The organism is Mariprofundus sp. EBB-1 (genome assembly GCF_003665155.1).
Lineage (GTDB): Bacteria > Pseudomonadota > Zetaproteobacteria > Mariprofundales > Mariprofundaceae > Mariprofundus.
In genome coordinates this window covers 22676-40570 of sequence record NZ_RCFQ01000010.1, presented here as the reverse complement: position 1 = coordinate 40570, position 17895 = coordinate 22676, and the positions used below count along the sequence as shown (strand labels likewise).

The window sequence follows — 17895 nt, the reverse complement described above, 5'->3', positions numbered from 1 at the left end:
TCTCTTATACCATATCATCGGTGCTGCTGAGTGTGATGGCGCCATCATCATCCAGTTTGCGAATAATTTTGAGTACAATCTGTTGCGCATCTTCTACATCAGCAACTTTCATTGGCCCCATGACAGCCATATCTTCGCGCATAATTTCAGCCGCGCGTTGCGACATATTATCAAAGAATCGATCTCCGACTTCATCGGAACTGCCTTTGAGTGCTTTGACAAGGTCATCGGAAGAGATGTGTTTGAGAATAGTTTGAATGTCGCGATCTGATAATTCTACAAGATCCTCAAAAATCAGTAACAACCTATCTACTTGTGCAAAGAGGGCTTCATCTCTGTCGCGTAATTGATCAAGGATGGGCCGTGCAACATCTTTTTCGAGTCCTTTGAGGATATCTACCACACTGACCATACCATCCAGACTAATACCTGACTCACCCTGCATATCGGCAAGTTCTTTCTCGAGTGTTTCTTCGATGTCGCGCACCAGCTCTTTAGGCACGGTATCAATTTTAGACATGCGAATCACAACCGATAGCTGCATCTCTTCAGGAAGGAGCGCAATAACCCGGCTGGCTACACCCGAATCAATATGAGCCAGAATAAGCGCGATGGTTTGTGGATGTTCATCAGCAATAGAATTGGCAATCATTGCCGGTTTCAGGCGTGATAGTTTTTCCCATATGGTCAATGTTTTAGGTGTGTTCATTTCTGATAATATACGATCAGCACGATCCTGTTCGATGGCATAGCGAAACAGAGAGACCACATCATTGTGCCCGGAGCGCATCAGCGGATCCTCAGAGCGATGCATTTCTAAGTATTCATCAATGACCGAATTGAGTACGTCGGTTTCAATTTTGCCCAGGTCGGCCATGCGACTGCCCAAGCGCCTTAACATTTTATCATCCATATTCTGTACTAGTGGAGCTGAAGCTTCCGGCCCAAGCGCGAAGAGCAGAATAGCGGCTTTGTCTTCGCCGGTTAATTGTTTGGCTTTTTTCATGCCGGATCTACCCATTCACGGAATACTTTATTGGCGCGGTCTGGCTCTTGATGAATACTGTGTTTGACTTGTTCCATGTTGGCCAGGCGCGACATTGCCTCGTTGGTAAGGTGATTCGGGTTGTTGGCAGATCCTGCCTTGTTTTGCTCATCGTCATTGGCGGCAGATTCCTGAATGCGTGTTGCCAGTGGGCGCAGTACAAACCAGGCCAACAATAACAGCGCTAGCGCAGCAAGACTGTAGCGGGCAACCTGCATATAAAAGACCCGGTTTTCTGAAGCGGTGAGTGCTTCGCTATCTACTACGCTGGCAATATCTATCAAGGGCATACTTTGAACACTGACCGTGTCACCCCGGTCTTCATCAAATCCCATGGCACGTTCAATTAATTTTTGTATATCAGCAATCTCTTCCTTGCTGCGGGCAGTGAATGTTTGCTCACCCTTATCGTCGGTTTTGTAGTGACCTCCGACAATGGTGGCTACAGATAATTTCTGGATACTGCCAAAGGGGATAACGCGATGTTCCTGGGTGCTGCTTATTTCAAAATTGTTCACATCTTCGGTGCGTTTGGCAAGATCCTTCGGTTGAGTGCCAGCATTGTTGGCTGTGCCATTAGCGCCGGGGGTATTGGAAGCCAGGCCTGGTACACCTAGAGCTGCACCACTGGTTGAAGTGCGTTGTTCTGTACTGGATTTTCGACTACGTAAGACCTGTTCATCCGGATTATAGCGGGTGTTGTTCTGGTCAACAAACTCACGGTTAATATCAGCAGAAACGCGTACTACGGCTTGCCCTTCACCAACTATTTGCTCCAACATACCGGATATACGTTGCTCCATGCGTTGTTCCAGTTTGCCTTGGTACTCTTGCATCGTTTGGCCTTCAGACATTGGGGCTTCTTTTTCATTGCTTGATAACAGTGTGCCGGAGGCATCAACGACACTGACACTGCTTTGATCCAAATTAGGAATGCTGGCAGCAACAAGGTTTTGGATAGCGACCACTGTTTTCTTGGGTAGGCGCTGTCCGCCGGCAAGCTGCAGCATGACGGAAGCAGTTGCTTTGCGATCACGCTCTGCAAATGCAGATTCTTTAGCCAGAACCAGGTGAATGCGGGCAGTATGCACTTGTGGCATCACTTCGATGGTGCGTGCCAATTCTCCTTGAAGAGCACGCTGTAGGTTAATTTTACGGGTGAAGTCACTAAGCCCGAATTCATTGCTCTGGTCGAAAATTTCAAAGCCGGTGTTGCCTGATGGTGTCACCCCCTGTCCGGCCAATTTAAGACGTACCTGATAAACCTGATCCTCTGGCACCATGACTGTGCCGCCACCTTCTAAACGATAAGGGATGTGTTCTTTTTGTAATAACTCTACTACGGATGCGGCATCTTTTTCTGCCATACCGGCATAAACAGACCGGTAAGGTTTTTCCGATGACCATAATACCAGGCTAACAAAACCCGCCAGCATCAGGCTGGCAGCAGTGAACAACATGATTCTTCTATATTTAGCTAACACCTGTGGCACTTGAATGGTAGCGCCCTGACCAATTTCATGATTGCCCGGGTCAACCAGTGTCGGGTTCATTTGATTTGCCGTCTGTGTATGTGGCGTCAATCCGTCAGCCATAATGGTGCACCTCTATATATGCTTTAATCTGCCTGTAAAATGTGGTGATGTGTTGGGTGCTATACCTGCATGCGGATAATTTCGCGATATGCATCAACCAGTTTGTTGCGTACGCCAAGCATCAATTGAAATGATAGGTCAGCCTTTTTAATGGCTAATAGCGTTTCCGAGGTATTATGCACTTCGCCTGTTGCAAGTCCTTCGGCACCTTTTGCGGCTGTTTTGACATCATTGTTGACCTGTTGAGTGTATGCCTGCAATAGCGTGGCGAAGTTTTTTTCCCCAGAGGAAGCTGTTTTGCCGACATCCTGAAAATTGTTGCCGGGAGTCGTGATTGAGCTAGGCCCGGGTGAGGATTGATATCCATGAATATTCATGCGGAACTCCTATCGAAGTAATTCGAGTGATTTTAAAAACATCCGTTTGGATGCTTCCATAGTAGTAACATTGGCTTCAAAGCTTCTGGCAGCGCCATTCATGTCGACCATCTCTTGAACGGGATTAACATTGGGCATTTTTACAATGCCATTGCTATCTGCATCAGGGTGAGATGGGTCATATACTTCGCGAAATGGCTTATTGTCCTCTGCAATATAAGCGGCTTTGACTGACTGATGTTTATCAGGCTGAAAAGCGCTATTGAACACATGTGAAAATGTTTGTTGCGGTGTAACTGCCTGAAATACAACTTGTCGGCGTTTGTATGGGCCGCCACCATTCTCAGTGCGCGTGGATTCTGCGTTAGCAATATTTTCAGAGACAATATCCATACGTGTGCGTTGGGCAGTCATACCAGCAGCGCTGATATGCATAGAAGATAGAAGATCATTGGCCATGAGCGTTTACCTTCCTTCCTTGATGGCGTTCATCAAACCAGTCAAGCGGCCTTTAACCAGGCGCATGGAAAGCTCATGCATCAGTTGATTTTCGGACATACGGGCCATTTCAGATTGAAGGTTTACGCTGTTGCCATCAATTTTGCGTGAATTTTCTTGTTGATAAATGTTACTGCCCAATAGGGAAGAGGTATTGGTCTCTGCAAAATGCCTTGCATGGGTGGTGGCGGCTTTTGAATGGCTTCCAAGATTGTTCTGGTCCGCTAAAAAGTCAGCAAAGTTTCGTTTGTCCGCCTTGTAGTTTGGTGTATCAGCATTAGCAATATTGCTGGTGATAGAACTTTGCATTTTTTCACGCGCTATTAATGATGATTCAAGACGTTGAAAACCGCTGCCGAACATGTCCATGTTTACACTCCCTGCCGGCGTTCCTTCGCTGGTACATCGTTTATTAATGAGGGGATGGCAGTGTGATCGTCAATTTTTTACCATCGCCTAAACCCTATCCAGCAAATGCCATGCCAGAATCGTAGGTGTGGAGTTTATTGCGCAGTGTTCGGATGCTTATGCCAAGCAATTGGGCTGCTTCCGTACGATTACCTTGCACATGCACCAGCGTTTTTTCGATGAGCGTGCGCTCCATATCTCGGATCGAGACACCCGCTTGCACTGCATCACCTTGCTCATGCGTCATATTGGCCGCCATGGGGTCATCAAGGCAGAGGTGTTCGGGTATAATCAGTTCGTCTACAGCCATTAAGAAGGCGCGATGCATGCAGTTTTCTAATTCGCGTGCATTGCCCGGCCATGCATAACGCTGCAGTTGATCAATGGCTTGCGGTGATAACCTTGGTGCTGGCCTGCCATACATCTCTGAAAAGCGTTGCAGAAAATGAAGCGCTAAAGGTTTGACATCATTATTGCGCTGGCGCAATGGAGGTAATTGAATGCAGACGACATTAAGGCGGTAATAGAGATCCTGACGGAAAGATCCTTCCTGCACAGCTTTTGTCAGATCCCTGTTGCTGGTGGCAATGACACGCACATCAATTTTAACGGGCTTATTGCCACCTAAGCGGTCAACTTCACCTTCTTGCAGTACTCGCAATAATTTGGCTTGTAGATGAACCGGCATTTCAGTGATTTCATCGAGTAGTAGTGTGCCTTTATGTGCCAACTCGAATTTACCGGGACGAGCAGAAGTGGCTCCGGTAAAAGCGCCTTTTTCATGGCCGAACAGCTCAGCTTCCAGCACGCCTTCAGGAATAGCAGCGCAATTGATGGCGATAAAGTTGGCATTCTCCCGATTTGAGCAGGCATGCACATAGCGCGACAATCGTTCTTTTCCTGTTCCTGATTCGCCGACAACCAGAACTGAAGCATTGCTTGGTGCTATCAGGGCAACACGGTCGAGAAGTCGGCGTGTTTCTAAGTCTTCGGTGACAAACATCTCATGTGTGTTGTTAGCCTTGGTTTTTTGTACATCCGCCTGTTTGGCCAAGGCGCTCTGATGGCCGCTTTTACGAATGTAAATTTCCAGGACTTCATCAGGTACAGGCATCAATCTGTAATCAATTGCCCCCAAATGCATAAGATTAGCACCACGTTCGCTCTCTCCACTATCGGTAATGATAACAATATTGGCTTGTGGGTTGGCTTCAAACAGACGGCGGACGATAGAGGGTGAAGTGATACTATCCCATATGAAAATCAAGGCATCAGCGCTTAAATCGGCCTGAACACCCTCAATGGGAAGTGACTCAATATGGGTTTGTGGGAGTAGTTCTCCAAATTGTACGCGCAATTCGGCTTCTTCATGGGCGGGAAATCCGATCATACTGACATTGGATAGGCTCATGGTCTTTCTCCCAATAATAAACCGGCTTGTTCATCTGCCAGAGTTAATTTTGCCAGCGATGTGAATCTTCCACCTGCGCTGTTGGCGGCAAGCTTTTGCAGTCGCTCAGTGCCTTGCTTTGTTTCACCGGTGCGTATTTGACATATTCCCATGTGGTATTCCCATTCGGCATTACGGTTTTCTTGCGCAGTTTGTTGGAATAGTTTGAATGCTTGTGCGAATTCCAGTGCTGCAAATAAATTAATGGCTTGTTTATGTAGTCCACGGGCAGCATCAGCACCGTTGCTTTGGCGATATTTTTCCCACGCCCGTGCGGCGCTATGCCATTGTGATAAAGACTCCGATATGGCTGCTTTTGTTTGCCAATATGATAGACGTGATTCATTTGTCATATCATCAGGACGTACGGATGAGAGTGTCTGCCGAGCTTGCTCAGCATGTTTCTGGGCAAGCTGCATGCGTGCAACAATCAGTAACATCTCTGGCCGATACATACTGAATTCATGGCGGTTAAGCCAGCGTAAGACATTGTTTACCCCGGATGGGTCCTGTCGATCCATCCATAAATAGGCCAGCTCAAGCATGGTGTGCTCACCTCGGATACTGTGTTTGTTTTCTTTATATAGCGTGTTTAATATCTCTTCAGCTCCATCAAAGAGCATTAGCATGCGCATGGCGTGGGCAATACCCAAGCGCAGCTCTTGAGATTGATTATTTCCCGGGCGCAGTTGTGGAAACTGGCGCCATATGTTGACAGATTTGATCCAGTCTTTTTTAGAAATTGCTTTTTCAATACTTTTATTCATCCATAGCATTCCTTCATGTGAGGCTGCTTTGGCAATATGGCTATTGAGAGATGCGGAGGCACGCGCATAAGCTTGTAGAGCGGGAAATGCACTTTGCGTAGTTTTGCCTTCATTAACCTTATTATTGTCCTCTTTTTGCAAGCGCACCCACAATCGCGCCAGATCCAGAATCGCTTCATCTTCAATAATGGATAACTGGTTGGTCGTAGCTATTTTTTTAAGTGATATCATGACAGGAATAAGTTTGTCACGCGCCGTTTCATCTTTGAACTCTAGCATTAGCTTACGCATGAACGCTTGCCTGCCAATCATTGTTTCTGCCTGAGCGGCGGACAATATACTGTATTCCTTGATAGCTTTTTTAATATTGGTCTTATCTTTAGCCAGAAGATCAGCATGTATGAGTCGAATGGGGGCAGCATGTTCGGTTTCAATATATTTACCAATAAATAGTTCGCACATTTGTAATGTATCGGGGTCATTGTCAGCCTGATGCATCAATTGAATATAGGCGGAAAACAGTTCGGGCTCATCGGCGATTAAGTCCGGCCACTTTTTGTAGACGGTCTTGAAGTTTTTGAGCGCGATATCTGGGCGATTCTCGCCGATATCAATAATAGCCATCCATGCCATGCCAATGGCCTGATCGCGGCTTTTATTGGTTACCTGTAATCCGTATTGCAAGAGATCACTTCGGGCATAGGAAAAGTTTCTTAGCTGTATATGAATGCGAGCCATTAACAACCAGGCACGGCGAAGGCTGCTAGGCTGTTGATCTTGGGTGATGATCTCGCGCGCGGCCGTGATAGCCATTTTTTTATTTCCGGATTTCCAATAAATCCAGGCTAGTTTCCAGCGTAATTCGATGGCTTCTGCGCTGGCCGGAAACTCTTTAAGTACAACATTAATGGCTTGGGTGGCATTGTCTATTTTCTCAAAGTGCCTGAAACTGGTGCGCATGATTTCAGCTTGTGCAATAAGATTGAGTAAGTTCAATCGATCCGTTGGAGATTGGTTGCTTTGTTTTAATATACGCTGAGCTGTTTTGATGGCTTGTTTAGGGTTACCACTGTTCAGATAGGCGTGAGCTGCCTGAGTAGCACCATCTTCCTGGCTGATTGCTGAATAAGGGAAGCTTGATAGCAGTAATATGGTCATGAAAAAAATACGCAACATGACAATTTAAACGCAAGATCCATGCCGGATGCCGGGGCAGGGCCATCGCATTAGAATATTTAAAAATATTTGTCGCAAAACACACAGGTAAACCTTTATATTTTAGTGTGTTGGACGTCATTTGTGTGGAGTTATTTATAGTGATCGCCTACATAGCTCTACTTTTTCAAGGGTGATATTTGACGTACTTTGCGGTGGAAATGCTAATACGATATTTTTGGACTTGATTAGCTTGGTTGCAGGCCTTTCTTCTTTATTTTTTCAACCAATGTAGTGCGATTCATCGCCAAAAAATTGGCGGCTCTGTTTTTGTTCCAGTCGAACCGTTGCAGGGCAGAGAGAATAAGATGACTCTCAAATTCATCTACTGTGGCTTTTAAGTCGATGCTGCTGGCTGTTTTAACATCCATCTGAAAGCTTTGTAGTACTCTGTCTTTATCACTAATCATGCGGCTGGGTAGATCTTCCAGCTCCAGAACACCTTGCCGCTTCAGGGTAGTGACGCGCTCGATAAGATTTTGTAATTCGCGCACGTTGCCAGGCCACTTATAATTTAGCATGGCGCGGCTGGCATCATCCGAGATGCTTGTGATTTCTGCGCCTTTGTCTTTATTGAAGCGTTGAATGAAATGTTCGGCCAATAAAATAATGTCCTCACCACGCTCTCTTAAGGGGGCAAGGGTGAGCGGAATGACATTAAGCCTGTAATATAGATCCTCTCGGAAACGTCCGCCGGCAATTTCTTTTTCTAAATCCCTATGGGTTGCAGCAATGACGCGCACATTGACTTCAATACTTTGCTGGCTGCCGACCGGTTCAAAGCATCGCTCTTGTAGCACGCGCAGTAGTTTTACTTGCAGTTTGGGGCTCATGTCGCCAATTTCATCCAGGAAGATGGTGCCGCCATTGGCAATTTCAAAGCGCCCGGGACGGGAGCGAATAGCTCCGGTGAAAGCACCTTTCACGTGGCCGAATAGTTCAGACTCAAGCAGTTCTTCCGGTATGGCTCCGCAGTTGATAGAAACCAGTGGTTTGCGGGAACGGGTGCCACTTTTATGCAGTGCTTTAGCCAGGACCTCTTTACCGCTGCCTGATTCTCCCGATATCAGTACGGTGCTGTCCGAGTCTCCCAGTAGCTTGATGGTTTCCTGCAGTTTTCGGATAGAATCGCATTGGCCACTCAGTCCATCATGGGCATGCTGACTATGGATTTGTGCACGCAGGGAGTGATTGTCTTTTTTAAGCTGTCTGTTTTTCATGAGTTCGCCAATGCGAACAAGCAGCTCATCGATATCAAATGGTTTTTTTAAAAAATCATTGGCTCCAAGGCGAACGGCATCTACAGCCGTGTCTATTTCGGCGTAGCCGGTCATGATGATGATGCCCATATCAGGGTCGCTTTGGCGAAATTCACGCATCAACTCAATGCCATTGCCGTCTGGTAAGCGCACATCAAGCAGCGTTAAATCAAATTTACCAATATTCATCGCTTCGCGAGCGCGATTGGCGTTAGCGGCAGCCGTGACATGAAATCCGGATGACTCCAGTGATTCCTTTAAAATTTCACGAAATTCATTGTTGTCTTCAACCAGCAGGATAAATGCAGATTGTTTCACGATTGGCGGCCCCTTTGTCGTCGGTCTTCGAATGGTGTGTGAAAGTCAAAATAATGACGCACAACATTTTAAAAGCAAGCATTCTGAATATTGTAGCTTTGGTTTTCCTGTGTGGAGGTATGCTAAGCGGTTGTTTTATAGTTTAATTTCGATCTGTTTTGAGCTTGGGTTCATGTTGTTTTATGGACTCTATGGGGTGTTTAAGCTCTTTGTGCATAAGGAATATTCTTTTGACGCTTATAAATTATTAAAGTCGCAGATATCACCGCCGATAGATCTCGTATAGAAATATTATACTTTACCACGATGGAGGTTTGCACATGGCTATTAGTATTCAACCCGTCGATGGTTTAATTAACCGCTTGTTGCAGCAGAATGGGAAAGGCTCATCTGTTGCAAAGCAAAATCCTCCTGCTCAGCCAGTTAAGCTGGATAAGGTAAGTATTTCTTCTTCGCACAGTCAGCAAACTCCTTCTACTGAATCTCAAATTCAGTCTTACAATAAGCCCGGCGAACGCGCTTTGGAATCACACTTGCTTAACCTCTATAAGAAGAATGATAACTACGGAGGCTAAGTGTGGAGAAACCCCGGCTACTGTTGGCTGAAGATGATGAGGCTTTGGCCTCTTTATTAGAGGAATACCTTTCAGAAGCAGGTTACGATCTGGTTGTGCATCACCGTGGTGACAGCGCCTTGCAAGCATTGCAAGAGGAGCATTTTGATCTGGTACTCAGTGATATTGTTATGCCGGGGGCCGATGGTTTGACACTGTTGCGTCATATTCATGAACATATGCCTGATACACTTATCATGTTGATGACCGGTTACTCTGGCATTGAAAATGCTTTGCACGCTGTAGAGCAAGGCGCTTACGATTTTGTCAGTAAACCATTTCAATTGCCTGAGATTCGGGTTCGCTTGGACAATGCAGCACGTTATCAACGCTTACTTGCACGTTATAAACTTCTTAATGGCGAAACTGTGAAGCCAGTGGAGGCAGTTCAGCCTGGAGGAGATATGGTGGTTCGAGCTTATGGCCAGAATAAAGTAGGCAATCATTGATGTTGAAGCTTCTCATTATAGAAGATCAACCCGCTGTTCGTGAAGTGGTTGCCGAAATCATCGGTGGGCTTGGCTTGGATGTTGAGATTTCACAGGTGGGTAGTCTGCAGGAAGCTGGTGTTGTCTTATCTGAACAATATTGGGATGGACTAATCACTGATATGAGTCTGGGTGATGGGAATGCACTGGAATTTCTTGAAAATAGTGTCGTCGGTGGTTTGGCACTTCCACCTACGATTCTAATGAGTGGTTTTTTGACATCTGCGCGAATGAAGCAGGCTACTGCGCTTGGAATTGATCATGTATTAGCCAAGCCTTTTGAGCCAAACGTGTTTCTCGATTGTTTGAATGACATGCTGAATGGCGATGAAGGAACCACTTTGCAATCGGATAGCTCAGGTCTTTCGAATCGACCTGCTGAGCAATTATCCGCTCAAGTCTCAAACCGCCCATCAGATAAGCTGTTGCCTGAAATGTTTGAAATGGATCGTCGGATGGGGTTGGTCTATCGCATGTTTGATGAAATGCCTGCTCAAAATGATGTGTCGGCAGTGTGTGCGCGAGCCTTAACCATAGGTATGGATGCAGTGCATGCTCAGAGCGGATATATGGCTCTGTTTGAGCGTCAGCAGCATAGGCTGGTGATGGTGGCGTCGGAAGATATGGAAGGGTTGCCTGCATCTTGTGATCTGGCTGAAACAGTGTTTCAGCCTTTAATGAATGGTGATGAGGAGTTTCATCAGTCTGCTCTTGGAGAAGGCTTGAGCATCTGTTGGCCAGGTTTGGAGTCTGACCAATTTGTGGCGGTGTCAGTGCGTTTACAGGGTGTGGCAATGGGGGTGTTGTGCTTGCTCAACCCAACCGTTTCCATGCCGTTGAAAAGTGAAACCCGTCAAATGCTTGGGCTACTGGTCAAGAAACTCGACACCTTGTTGGATAATCGCGCCGTGCACGCAGCGCTGGCCGCCAATATGCGGGACACATTAATCGCACTGGTGCGGTCACTGGAAGCGCGTGATCGTTATACACGTGATCATTCAGCGCGCGTGGGAGAGTTATCAGCGGTGCTTGCTGCAGATCTTGGCCTTGATTCTGATCATGTGGATTTGATTCGTACCGGAGGTTTGCTACATGATATTGGCAAATGTGGTATTCCCGATGCGGTGTTGTTGAAACCGGACCGTTATACAGAGCAAGAGTTCGCAATTATGAAAGCACATCCGGCCATTGGAGATAATATTCTATCCAATATGGATACGATGGTTCGAGAGCGCCAGATGTTGCGTCATCATCATGAGCGTTATGATGGTTTTGGTTATCCGGATAAGTTGGCCGGCGAAGATATTCCTTTTGATGCGCGTATTGTTTGTGTGGCTGATGCCATTGATGCAATGACCACACATCGTGTTTATCGTATGGCAAGATCCTTGTCTTTTTGTGTGGAGCAACTTAAAAACAATGCTGGCACACAATTTGATCCACAAGTGGTAGCGGTGGCAATTGCGGCAATTGAGCGCGGTGTTGTGAGTACGCAAGCGGAAGATGTTCTTGATAGTGATGGTGTGATGCCATTGTCTGCTTTAATTTCAGTGAAAACAGAGGTGCGAAATAATGGCTGAAAACAGTAATGATAATGGTAGGCAGGATTTTAGAATCAATGATGTGATTCCCCTTAGTGAAGATCGCTTAACAGCTGAAGAGTTTGAAGTGAATAAAACCAAGGTGGGGGTTCGATCGCGTCAGAACGGCATGCTGCGTCAAATGGTAGGGCGAGATCTTTTTTCCGGCGAACAGAATCAGGTTAACCCTGAAATGTCGCAGGCGATTGAGGCTCTGGATGCTAAACTGAATTACCTTATCGGTGTGAATATGCTGAATGATGCCAGCCATGGAAATATGCAGGAACGGCCGGTTAATTTGAGTGTGACAGGTATTAGCTTTGTAACAGATAAACATTACAAACTTGGTGATGCAGTAGCCATTAATCTGATGTTACCCTTATTTCCCCCTTCTATTCTTGAGTTGGTGGGGACTGTTGTACGTGCGCCCAGGCCAAAGGGGACAAAGCAGCAGGTAGGCATAAAATTTTATTATCGCTGTGATGATGAGGAAGATACAATCTCTAAATATGTTTATCGCCGTCATCGTGAAACCATCAGAGCAGAGAATAAAAACAGATAGGAGTGGTTGCTAAATAACTGTTTGGATTGTGGCTAAAAGAAAGGGCGCTTATGATATCATAAGCGCTTTTTTAGTTCATTGCACATGAGCGGAAACTGTCAATATATGGCAACTGTTCGAAATTACTGAGTTAAAAATATCTGGTCACGAATGACTGCTTTCTTTTCATGGCGATGACAAGCATTTGCTATCAGGTGAATGCTAAAGCTGGAAAGCCTGCCTGAGGGCAGTGACTTCGCAAATTTCATGATAATTATTTATCCCTCCTGGGGGGGGTACCTTGCTATGCAGCACAGGTTTTCCTACGGTCACACAGACCTTCTGATCATTCGTGTGAATTCCTCGTCTAGGGAATCTTTCTGTTTCGCCATGCGCCATCTGCTTAGTTTGCCTATGCAGTGGGGATAATAGTTACCTGGTTGCGGCCATTGCGTTTGGATTGATACAAGGCCTTATCCGCTGCTTTGAATGTGTGGCTGGATGGTTGACCGACAATATGTTCAGCCAGCCCGATACTGACTGTAATATTGAGTGGGCCCTGCTGGGTTTTGAATGTATGTGTTTCAATAGATAAACGTAGTTTATCTGCCAGTTTGAGGCTGATGTCGACTGATGCGGCTGCAAATATAATGCAGAACTCTTCTCCTCCGATGCGGGAGGCAAGATCAGTGTTGCGAATATTGGTTTGTAGAATGATGGCAAGCTGCTGCAGAATTTCATCGCCTACATCATGACCATGGGTGTCGTTGATGTTTTTAAAATGATCAATGTCGATGACTAGAAAACAGAAACCTTTTTGTCCCAGCTCTTTTAAGTATTCAGCCAGAGCTCGTCTGTTCGCTAATCCGGTTAAAGGGTCATTACGTGCTTCTGATTCGGCTTGTTCCAGCTTACTTGAAAGTGTGGACAGTTTTTCAACTTGTACCTGAATGGTCTCTGTTAATTTTGCGCTGGCGCTGACTAATTTGGTGCCTGCTTGCAAAATACTATGATGGGCACTCTCCAGCAGAGCTCTGGCATCTTCAATGTTATCAGGTAATTTTTGAGCCAGTATTTGTTGGGCCTGTTTTAATTCGGGTGAATCTTCTCCAGCCTGTTCGAGCAGGCTAGATAGGGCAGAAAGGGATGGGTTGAATGCTTCGATGAGTTGCTGAATCTCATTTTTTAAATCTGTATCGTGCTGTAGATGGTCACGCAATAGTTGGACTAAATGTTTTGCTTTGGCTTGCAAAGGAGTATCGCTATTAGCCTTGTTGCCAATCATTTCACTACTTTGATCGAGTAAAAAGTGGGTGGCGGGTATGTCTTGCAGGGCTTGCATCAACAGCATTTGACGCTGTTCAATATGTTGACTTAATGCTTGTTGCGCGGTGTCTGGGATGAGTCCGTCAGCAGTTGGTTTAAGTAGTGCACCATGCTCGGCATCAAGTAGTTTCGAGGTGAGATGACATAACCATGCGTAGGTAGGGGCGGGGATGGCGGGTGCACGTTTGATGTCTTCTAATGCAGCAATCATATCGCGTGTTGTGGCGCGTAGCTCTAGGTCGTCAGGTCTTGCTGCAAGTGCGATTGGACGAATTTCATCCATGCCATCTAGTAACTGTTCTATGAGATCTCTCTGGTTCATCTGTGGTCGTCGCTTACGATTGCATGGCGCGAATACGTTCTGCTTCTACAGCTAGCAGGGTGTCTGCCTGTTTTAATTCTATCGCGGAGCCACCGGATGCCACCTGGACCCTTAACAGGGCACGTAAGTGTTCAATGTCTTGTATTAATTTTTGAGGAGGGCTATCGCCTGACTCGATGCACTGCATCGCTTCATCAAGCAGCGTTACGCTCTCTTCAAGGGTGTGCCATGCTTCCTGCATAGGTGCTCTTGTATCTGTTGTTTGAGCGCTGTGATTCTGGGGTTGATCTGTTTGCTGGGATTCAGCATCAAGCAGTTGGCCGAACAGGCCATTCGCCGTGCTACGCTTGGTAGTCTGTGTCGTTTTGCCGGAGACCGGAGTACTGTTTTGAATCTTCATAGGACAACCCTGTTGTGATGTTCTTGTGTGATGCTTTCAAAATGAAATACATGCAAGAAACAGGCCAGAGTGATCGGTTACTGCAGTATATGCGGTTGTTTATTCGATCTTAATAGTTAATGCATGGATGGATTTAGGGAATAGTGAGTTTAAGGCTTGAAAAATCATGCGGTGGCTTTGGGTGCGGGCCAATCCATGAAACTTATTTGATGCAATGCGTACGACAAAGTGGCCTCCGCCATGCTCTTTGACGCCGGCATGGCCGGCATGTTTCCATGATTCATCTTCAATATGTAAAGATTCAGGTTGAAATGTTGCCTCTAGTATTTCTTTTATTTTTTCACAGGTATTACTCATGCAGCAGAGATTTGCTCTTTGAATAAAATACACGTCTTGCCGATCTGATGAACAATGACAGCCTGGCAGCGAGAGGCGAGCTCTTCTGCCGCGTTGTTGCGTTCTTCTCGATCATCATTGGCAATATGTACTTTGATCAACTCATGCCTGTCCAAAGTCTGTATGGTCTCTTCAACAAGTGTGTCTGTAATGCCTTTTTGCCCAACTCTGATGAGTGGCTTGAGGTGATGAGCTTTTGCTTTAAGGGTCTTTCTTTGTTGATTGTTTAGGGTCATAGTCTTCTCCACTCGCGAATGCTAACAACAAGATGTGTTATGGCATATAATTTGCTCAATCTAGGGAGATGCTGATGTATTGGCTCCTGCCAAAAATCAGCCCACAAAAGACACTATTCCACAGGATAGTGGAATGGGGCGGCGAAGGGTGCCTCGCAGTGGTGAGAGGCATGGATGCCGAGCATCAAAACTGCGGTTGTGTCTTTGCTCATGGATATGCTGACTTTTCAGCCTGTTCCTTATAAATTTGAAGCTTCACGAATGAGGCTTTTGAGGTGATATGACTACATTAAAAGAAGATCCACATCGTGCAGTGATTCTTGGCGCAGGGCGTGGAGGCAGCGCAATTCTGGAGATGTTACTCGGTGAACGTCTGGTTGAAGTCATTGCCATTGCGGACAGGGATCCAAATGCGCCGGGTTTGGACTTGGCCAGAGAACATGGGATCAATGTATATACCGATGTTGTGCAAGCTTTACGTGAGTCGTCACCTTGTGTGGCTTTTAATATGACAGGCAATGAGATGATTGAATCTATTTCATCAGAAGCATTGGGCGCTGGTGGTGTGATTGGAGGTTTGGAAGCCAGCCTGATCTGGCGCATGGTCACAAATCTAAAAAATGCTAAAGCGGAGCTTCAGTTTCAGGCCAGTCATGATGCGTTAACCGGCTTGTTTAACCGCCGTTATGTCATGGAACAGTTGTACCGGGGAGTATCGCAAGCCTTGCGTTATCATCATCCTTATACGTTGGTGATGTTTGATCTTGATCACTTTAAACAGGTGAATGATGTGCATGGTCATGCTGCCGGTGATCTGGTGCTATCAAAGATGGCGACAATGTTAAAAGAGGGCGTGCGCGAGGGTGATATCGTTGGACGTTGGGGTGGTGAAGAGTTTGTTGTTTTGTTGCCTCATACGGATTTGACCGGGGCTCGCCTGGCTGCAGAGCAGTGGTTGAAAAATATCTCTGAATTATCACTTGTGCTTGAAAGTGGTGCGGCGATACACATCTCATTCTCCGCTGGTGTCGCCACCCTTGATTATAATGATCAGAAGCTTGGCGTTGAACCACTCTCTGAGCAGTTGTTGGCGGTGGCTGATGAATGCATGTATGCCGCTAAATTAGCCGGGCGAAAGCGCGTGTGTACGACGCAAACAGTAGTTTCAGGCTCTGCTTAATTCAGCGCTCTCAGACAATATATGAAAAGCCTGTCAACGCGAGCATCTAAGTGTTGATTTGTAAGTGAAAGAAAAATTACATTTTTGATATTTGGGGCTTATTTCTGATATCTCTGTGTGCCGACACTTACTATTGCTCACTTCACGATCCCAAGGGAAAGATGGTTTTGTTGATTGAGCATGTGGCAGGAAGCTAAGACGAATCTCATGGATGAGGTGAATATTTTTGGTAGAAGTTAATAAATTAGCATGGATTCATCTTCTTTTTGTCTTTAATGCGTGTCTGGCATTGTTCAATATGGGACTTTGGTTAGGGTTGTGCTGTGCAAAATGATGACACCATATCTTCAGAGTCGGCCCTGCCAGTGCGATTAGTAGAACAAAGCGTAGAGCAAACCGCAGAACAAGCCCCTAAAGCTGACCAACAGCCTCGTGAATCCGGGTGGGTGAATCCACGTATTCCTATTCGCTGGCGCTGGACAGGACTTGTCGGTTTTGCGGTGACGCTGGCGGTGCTTGTGCTGTATGTCATTGTTTTGGACGTTGAGCATGACGCATGGATCAACAGTCAGGCAGCGCAGGCCGAGTTGCAGGTTGATCGACTGACCGATGAATTTAAACTGCCGATGTTGTCTGGCAGTAGTAGCGAAACCGATATCATTGCACAGCGCTTTATGGATAAAGTGCCTGCCGTTCTGGGTATGTTGATTCGTTTTCCTGATGGTCAAGTTATAGCTTTTGGCTCCATTAAAGTTTCTGATCGCACATCTAAGGGTGTCTTGAAGAAACTCCATGCGACGAAAACAGTGGTACAACTGCCTGTAAAAACGCTGTGGTACGCAAAATCAGTGATGTATGACAAAACCTCGATGGGCACTGTGGCAGTTCGCTTCTCAGAACGGGCATGGGCAGAAATGGCAGGGAAGTTGTCCCAGACGATTTTTGTGGCCGCTGTGCTTGTGGTGCTGTTTTCATCTCTATTGGTCTATTGGATTGCAGGGCGCATGGCTCATCCTATTGAAATGCTGGCCGCTGCAGCAGCCAAGGTCTCTGATGGTGATTATACAGTGCAATTGCCGGAGCAAGGTAATGATGAGCTGTCCGATGCCCTGAGACAATTTAATGAAATGGTACGTGGTTTGGCGCACAAAGAAGAGTTGCGCGGTGTGTTTGGCCGATATCTCAATCCCAAATTGGTATCAGATGTGTTTGAAAGTGCTGATGCTGAGATGAAAAGTCGGAAGCAGGAAGTCTCTGTGTTGTTTGCCGACATGGTCTGCTTTGCACACTTCTCTGAATCGACGGATACTGCCAAAGTTGTTACGGTGCTTAATCAATATTTTGAACTGTTTCATCGTATTGTGACCCACTATGGGGGCCATGTGGATAAATATATTGGCGATGCGGTGATGGCTGTATTCAATCATCCTGAGAATGATCAACATCATGTGCGGCATGCGGCATTGGCGGGCTTGGCCATGGTGCAGGCATGCCAGAAACTGGGTTTGAACGGTGGTGAAGGTGAACCTATTCGATTCAGAGTCGGTTTAAATTCAGGTCAGGCCATTGTGGGAAATATTGGTGCAGCTCAGCGTTTGGAATATACAGTGATCGGTGATGCGGTAAATGTAGCTTCTCGTATGGCAGGGCTGGGTGATGGCGATAAATTGATCATGTCCAGACATAACTTTGATCTGCTGGGTGATGGATTTGAATTTTGTTCTATTGGTATGTGTGATATCAAGGGTATCAGTCAGCCTCTGGAAGTTGGTATGGTGTATTTGGAGAGTCAGGAGGCGCGTCAAGCCATCGAAGATATGGTGGACGCAACGCGTCTGGATTCACAAGCTGCGAGTGAGGGCCAGAGAGATGCATAAAAA

At 46.2% G+C, this 17895-nt stretch carries 18 protein-coding genes; 6 read left to right on the top strand and 12 right to left on the bottom strand.

Going from position 1 to position 17895, the window contains the following annotated elements:
• Nucleotides 1-4: 4 nt before the first annotated feature.
• The 8 genes from fliG to D8Y20_RS05840 form a co-directional block, all read right to left on the bottom strand.
• Nucleotides 5-1021, bottom strand: a complete 1017-nt coding sequence (gene fliG, locus D8Y20_RS05875; protein WP_236075276.1) for a flagellar motor switch protein FliG — start codon at nt 1019-1021, stop codon at nt 5-7.
• Nucleotides 1003-2640 carry a flagellar basal-body MS-ring/collar protein FliF gene (gene fliF, locus D8Y20_RS05870; RefSeq protein WP_121542115.1) on the bottom strand — a complete coding sequence of 546 codons (1638 nt, stop codon included), beginning with the start codon at nt 2638-2640 and terminating at the stop codon, nt 1003-1005. The genes fliG and fliF overlap by 19 nt, the downstream gene beginning before the upstream one ends.
• Before the next feature lie 59 nt (nt 2641-2699).
• Nucleotides 2700-3017, bottom strand: a complete 318-nt coding sequence (gene fliE, locus D8Y20_RS05865; RefSeq protein WP_121542114.1) for a flagellar hook-basal body complex protein FliE — start codon at nt 3015-3017, stop codon at nt 2700-2702.
• Between the two features lie 9 nt (nt 3018-3026).
• A complete protein-coding gene (flgC, locus tag D8Y20_RS05860) occupies nt 3027-3476 on the bottom strand; it encodes a flagellar basal body rod protein FlgC (protein ID WP_121542113.1) in 450 nt (149 codons plus the stop codon).
• A gap of 6 nt (nt 3477-3482) precedes the next feature.
• A complete protein-coding gene (gene flgB, locus D8Y20_RS05855) occupies nt 3483-3884 on the bottom strand; it encodes a flagellar basal body rod protein FlgB (protein ID WP_121542112.1) in 402 nt (133 codons plus the stop codon).
• 94 nt (nt 3885-3978) lie between these two features.
• Complete coding sequence (locus D8Y20_RS05850) at nt 3979-5334, bottom strand: sigma-54-dependent Fis family transcriptional regulator (protein WP_121542111.1); 1356 nt, start codon at nt 5332-5334, stop codon at nt 3979-3981.
• The gene (locus D8Y20_RS05845) at nt 5331-7298 is read right to left on the bottom strand and encodes a hypothetical protein (protein WP_121542157.1); all 1968 of its coding nucleotides are present in this window, start codon (nt 7296-7298) and stop codon (nt 5331-5333) included. Before D8Y20_RS05845 ends, D8Y20_RS05850 begins: the two co-directional genes overlap by 4 nt.
• A gap of 245 nt (nt 7299-7543) precedes the next feature.
• Nucleotides 7544-8932, bottom strand: coding sequence for a sigma-54 dependent transcriptional regulator (locus tag D8Y20_RS05840; protein WP_121542110.1), 1389 nt, complete (start codon nt 8930-8932; stop codon nt 7544-7546).
• Nucleotides 8933-9252: 320 nt separating this feature from the next.
• Here D8Y20_RS05840 and D8Y20_RS05835 point away from each other — a divergent pair, with 320 nt between their 5' ends.
• The 4 genes from D8Y20_RS05835 to D8Y20_RS05820 are packed head-to-tail and all read left to right on the top strand — an operon-like array spanning nt 9253 to nt 12176.
• Nucleotides 9253-9507, top strand: a complete 255-nt coding sequence (locus D8Y20_RS05835; protein ID WP_121542109.1) for a hypothetical protein — start codon at nt 9253-9255, stop codon at nt 9505-9507.
• 2 nt (nt 9508-9509) lie between these two features.
• Nucleotides 9510-9995, top strand: a complete 486-nt coding sequence (locus tag D8Y20_RS05830) for a response regulator (protein WP_121542108.1) — start codon at nt 9510-9512, stop codon at nt 9993-9995.
• Nucleotides 9995-11614, top strand: coding sequence for an HD domain-containing phosphohydrolase (locus tag D8Y20_RS05825; protein ID WP_121542107.1), 1620 nt, complete (start codon nt 9995-9997; stop codon nt 11612-11614). The genes D8Y20_RS05830 and D8Y20_RS05825 overlap by 1 nt, the downstream gene beginning before the upstream one ends.
• Entirely contained in the window at nt 11607-12176 is a 570-nt protein-coding gene (locus D8Y20_RS05820) for a PilZ domain-containing protein (RefSeq protein ID WP_121542106.1), read from the top strand. Before D8Y20_RS05825 ends, D8Y20_RS05820 begins: the two co-directional genes overlap by 8 nt.
• 391 nt (nt 12177-12567) lie before the next feature.
• On the opposite strand, the gene D8Y20_RS05815 is transcribed toward D8Y20_RS05820, so the two are convergent.
• From D8Y20_RS05815 to yhbY, 4 genes are all read right to left on the bottom strand, one after another.
• The gene (locus D8Y20_RS05815; RefSeq protein ID WP_121542105.1) at nt 12568-13803 is read right to left on the bottom strand and encodes a diguanylate cyclase; all 1236 of its coding nucleotides are present in this window, start codon (nt 13801-13803) and stop codon (nt 12568-12570) included.
• Nucleotides 13804-13816: 13 nt separating this feature from the next.
• Entirely contained in the window at nt 13817-14203 is a 387-nt protein-coding gene (locus D8Y20_RS05810; RefSeq protein WP_121542104.1) for a hypothetical protein, read from the bottom strand.
• A gap of 99 nt (nt 14204-14302) precedes the next feature.
• Entirely contained in the window at nt 14303-14560 is a 258-nt protein-coding gene (locus D8Y20_RS05805; RefSeq protein ID WP_121542103.1) for a BolA family transcriptional regulator, read from the bottom strand.
• Nucleotides 14557-14835 carry a ribosome assembly RNA-binding protein YhbY gene (yhbY, locus tag D8Y20_RS05800; RefSeq protein WP_121542102.1) on the bottom strand — a complete coding sequence of 93 codons (279 nt, stop codon included), beginning with the start codon at nt 14833-14835 and terminating at the stop codon, nt 14557-14559. Before yhbY ends, D8Y20_RS05805 begins: the two co-directional genes overlap by 4 nt.
• Before the next feature lie 280 nt (nt 14836-15115).
• Here yhbY and D8Y20_RS05795 point away from each other — a divergent pair, with 280 nt between their 5' ends.
• The gene (locus tag D8Y20_RS05795) at nt 15116-16015 is read left to right on the top strand and encodes a GGDEF domain-containing protein (protein ID WP_236075275.1); all 900 of its coding nucleotides are present in this window, start codon (nt 15116-15118) and stop codon (nt 16013-16015) included.
• 323 nt (nt 16016-16338) lie between these two features.
• On the top strand, nt 16339-17892 hold the full coding sequence (locus D8Y20_RS05790; RefSeq protein WP_236075274.1) for an adenylate/guanylate cyclase domain-containing protein: 1554 nt from the start codon (nt 16339-16341) through the stop codon (nt 17890-17892).
• Nucleotides 17893-17895 lie beyond the last annotated feature (3 nt).

What these genes read in the sequence shown, in the direction of transcription:
- D8Y20_RS05825 (WP_121542107.1), top strand. Translation starts at nt 9,995, where the DNA reads ATGTTGAAGCTTCTCATTATAGAAGATCAACCCGCTGTTCGTGAAGTG.
- D8Y20_RS05845 (WP_121542157.1), bottom strand. Translation starts at nt 7,298, where the DNA reads ATGACCATATTACTGCTATCAAGCTTCCCTTATTCAGCAATCAGCCAG.
- D8Y20_RS05820 (WP_121542106.1), top strand. Translation starts at nt 11,607, where the DNA reads ATGGCTGAAAACAGTAATGATAATGGTAGGCAGGATTTTAGAATCAAT.
- D8Y20_RS05815 (WP_121542105.1), bottom strand. Translation starts at nt 13,803, where the DNA reads ATGAACCAGAGAGATCTCATAGAACAGTTACTAGATGGCATGGATGAA.
- D8Y20_RS05850 (WP_121542111.1), bottom strand. Translation starts at nt 5,334, where the DNA reads ATGAGCCTATCCAATGTCAGTATGATCGGATTTCCCGCCCATGAAGAA.
- D8Y20_RS05835 (WP_121542109.1), top strand. Translation starts at nt 9,253, where the DNA reads ATGGCTATTAGTATTCAACCCGTCGATGGTTTAATTAACCGCTTGTTG.
- fliG (WP_236075276.1), bottom strand. Translation starts at nt 1,021, where the DNA reads ATGGGTAGATCCGGCATGAAAAAAGCCAAACAATTAACCGGCGAAGAC.
- D8Y20_RS05810 (WP_121542104.1), bottom strand. Translation starts at nt 14,203, where the DNA reads ATGAAGATTCAAAACAGTACTCCGGTCTCCGGCAAAACGACACAGACT.
- D8Y20_RS05795 (WP_236075275.1), top strand. Translation starts at nt 15,116, where the DNA reads ATGACTACATTAAAAGAAGATCCACATCGTGCAGTGATTCTTGGCGCA.
- D8Y20_RS05805 (WP_121542103.1), bottom strand. Translation starts at nt 14,560, where the DNA reads ATGAGTAATACCTGTGAAAAAATAAAAGAAATACTAGAGGCAACATTT.
- fliF (WP_121542115.1), bottom strand. Translation starts at nt 2,640, where the DNA reads ATGGCTGACGGATTGACGCCACATACACAGACGGCAAATCAAATGAAC.
- flgB (WP_121542112.1), bottom strand. Translation starts at nt 3,884, where the DNA reads ATGGACATGTTCGGCAGCGGTTTTCAACGTCTTGAATCATCATTAATA.
- flgC (WP_121542113.1), bottom strand. Translation starts at nt 3,476, where the DNA reads ATGGCCAATGATCTTCTATCTTCTATGCATATCAGCGCTGCTGGTATG.
- yhbY (WP_121542102.1), bottom strand. Translation starts at nt 14,835, where the DNA reads ATGACCCTAAACAATCAACAAAGAAAGACCCTTAAAGCAAAAGCTCAT.
- fliE (WP_121542114.1), bottom strand. Translation starts at nt 3,017, where the DNA reads ATGAATATTCATGGATATCAATCCTCACCCGGGCCTAGCTCAATCACG.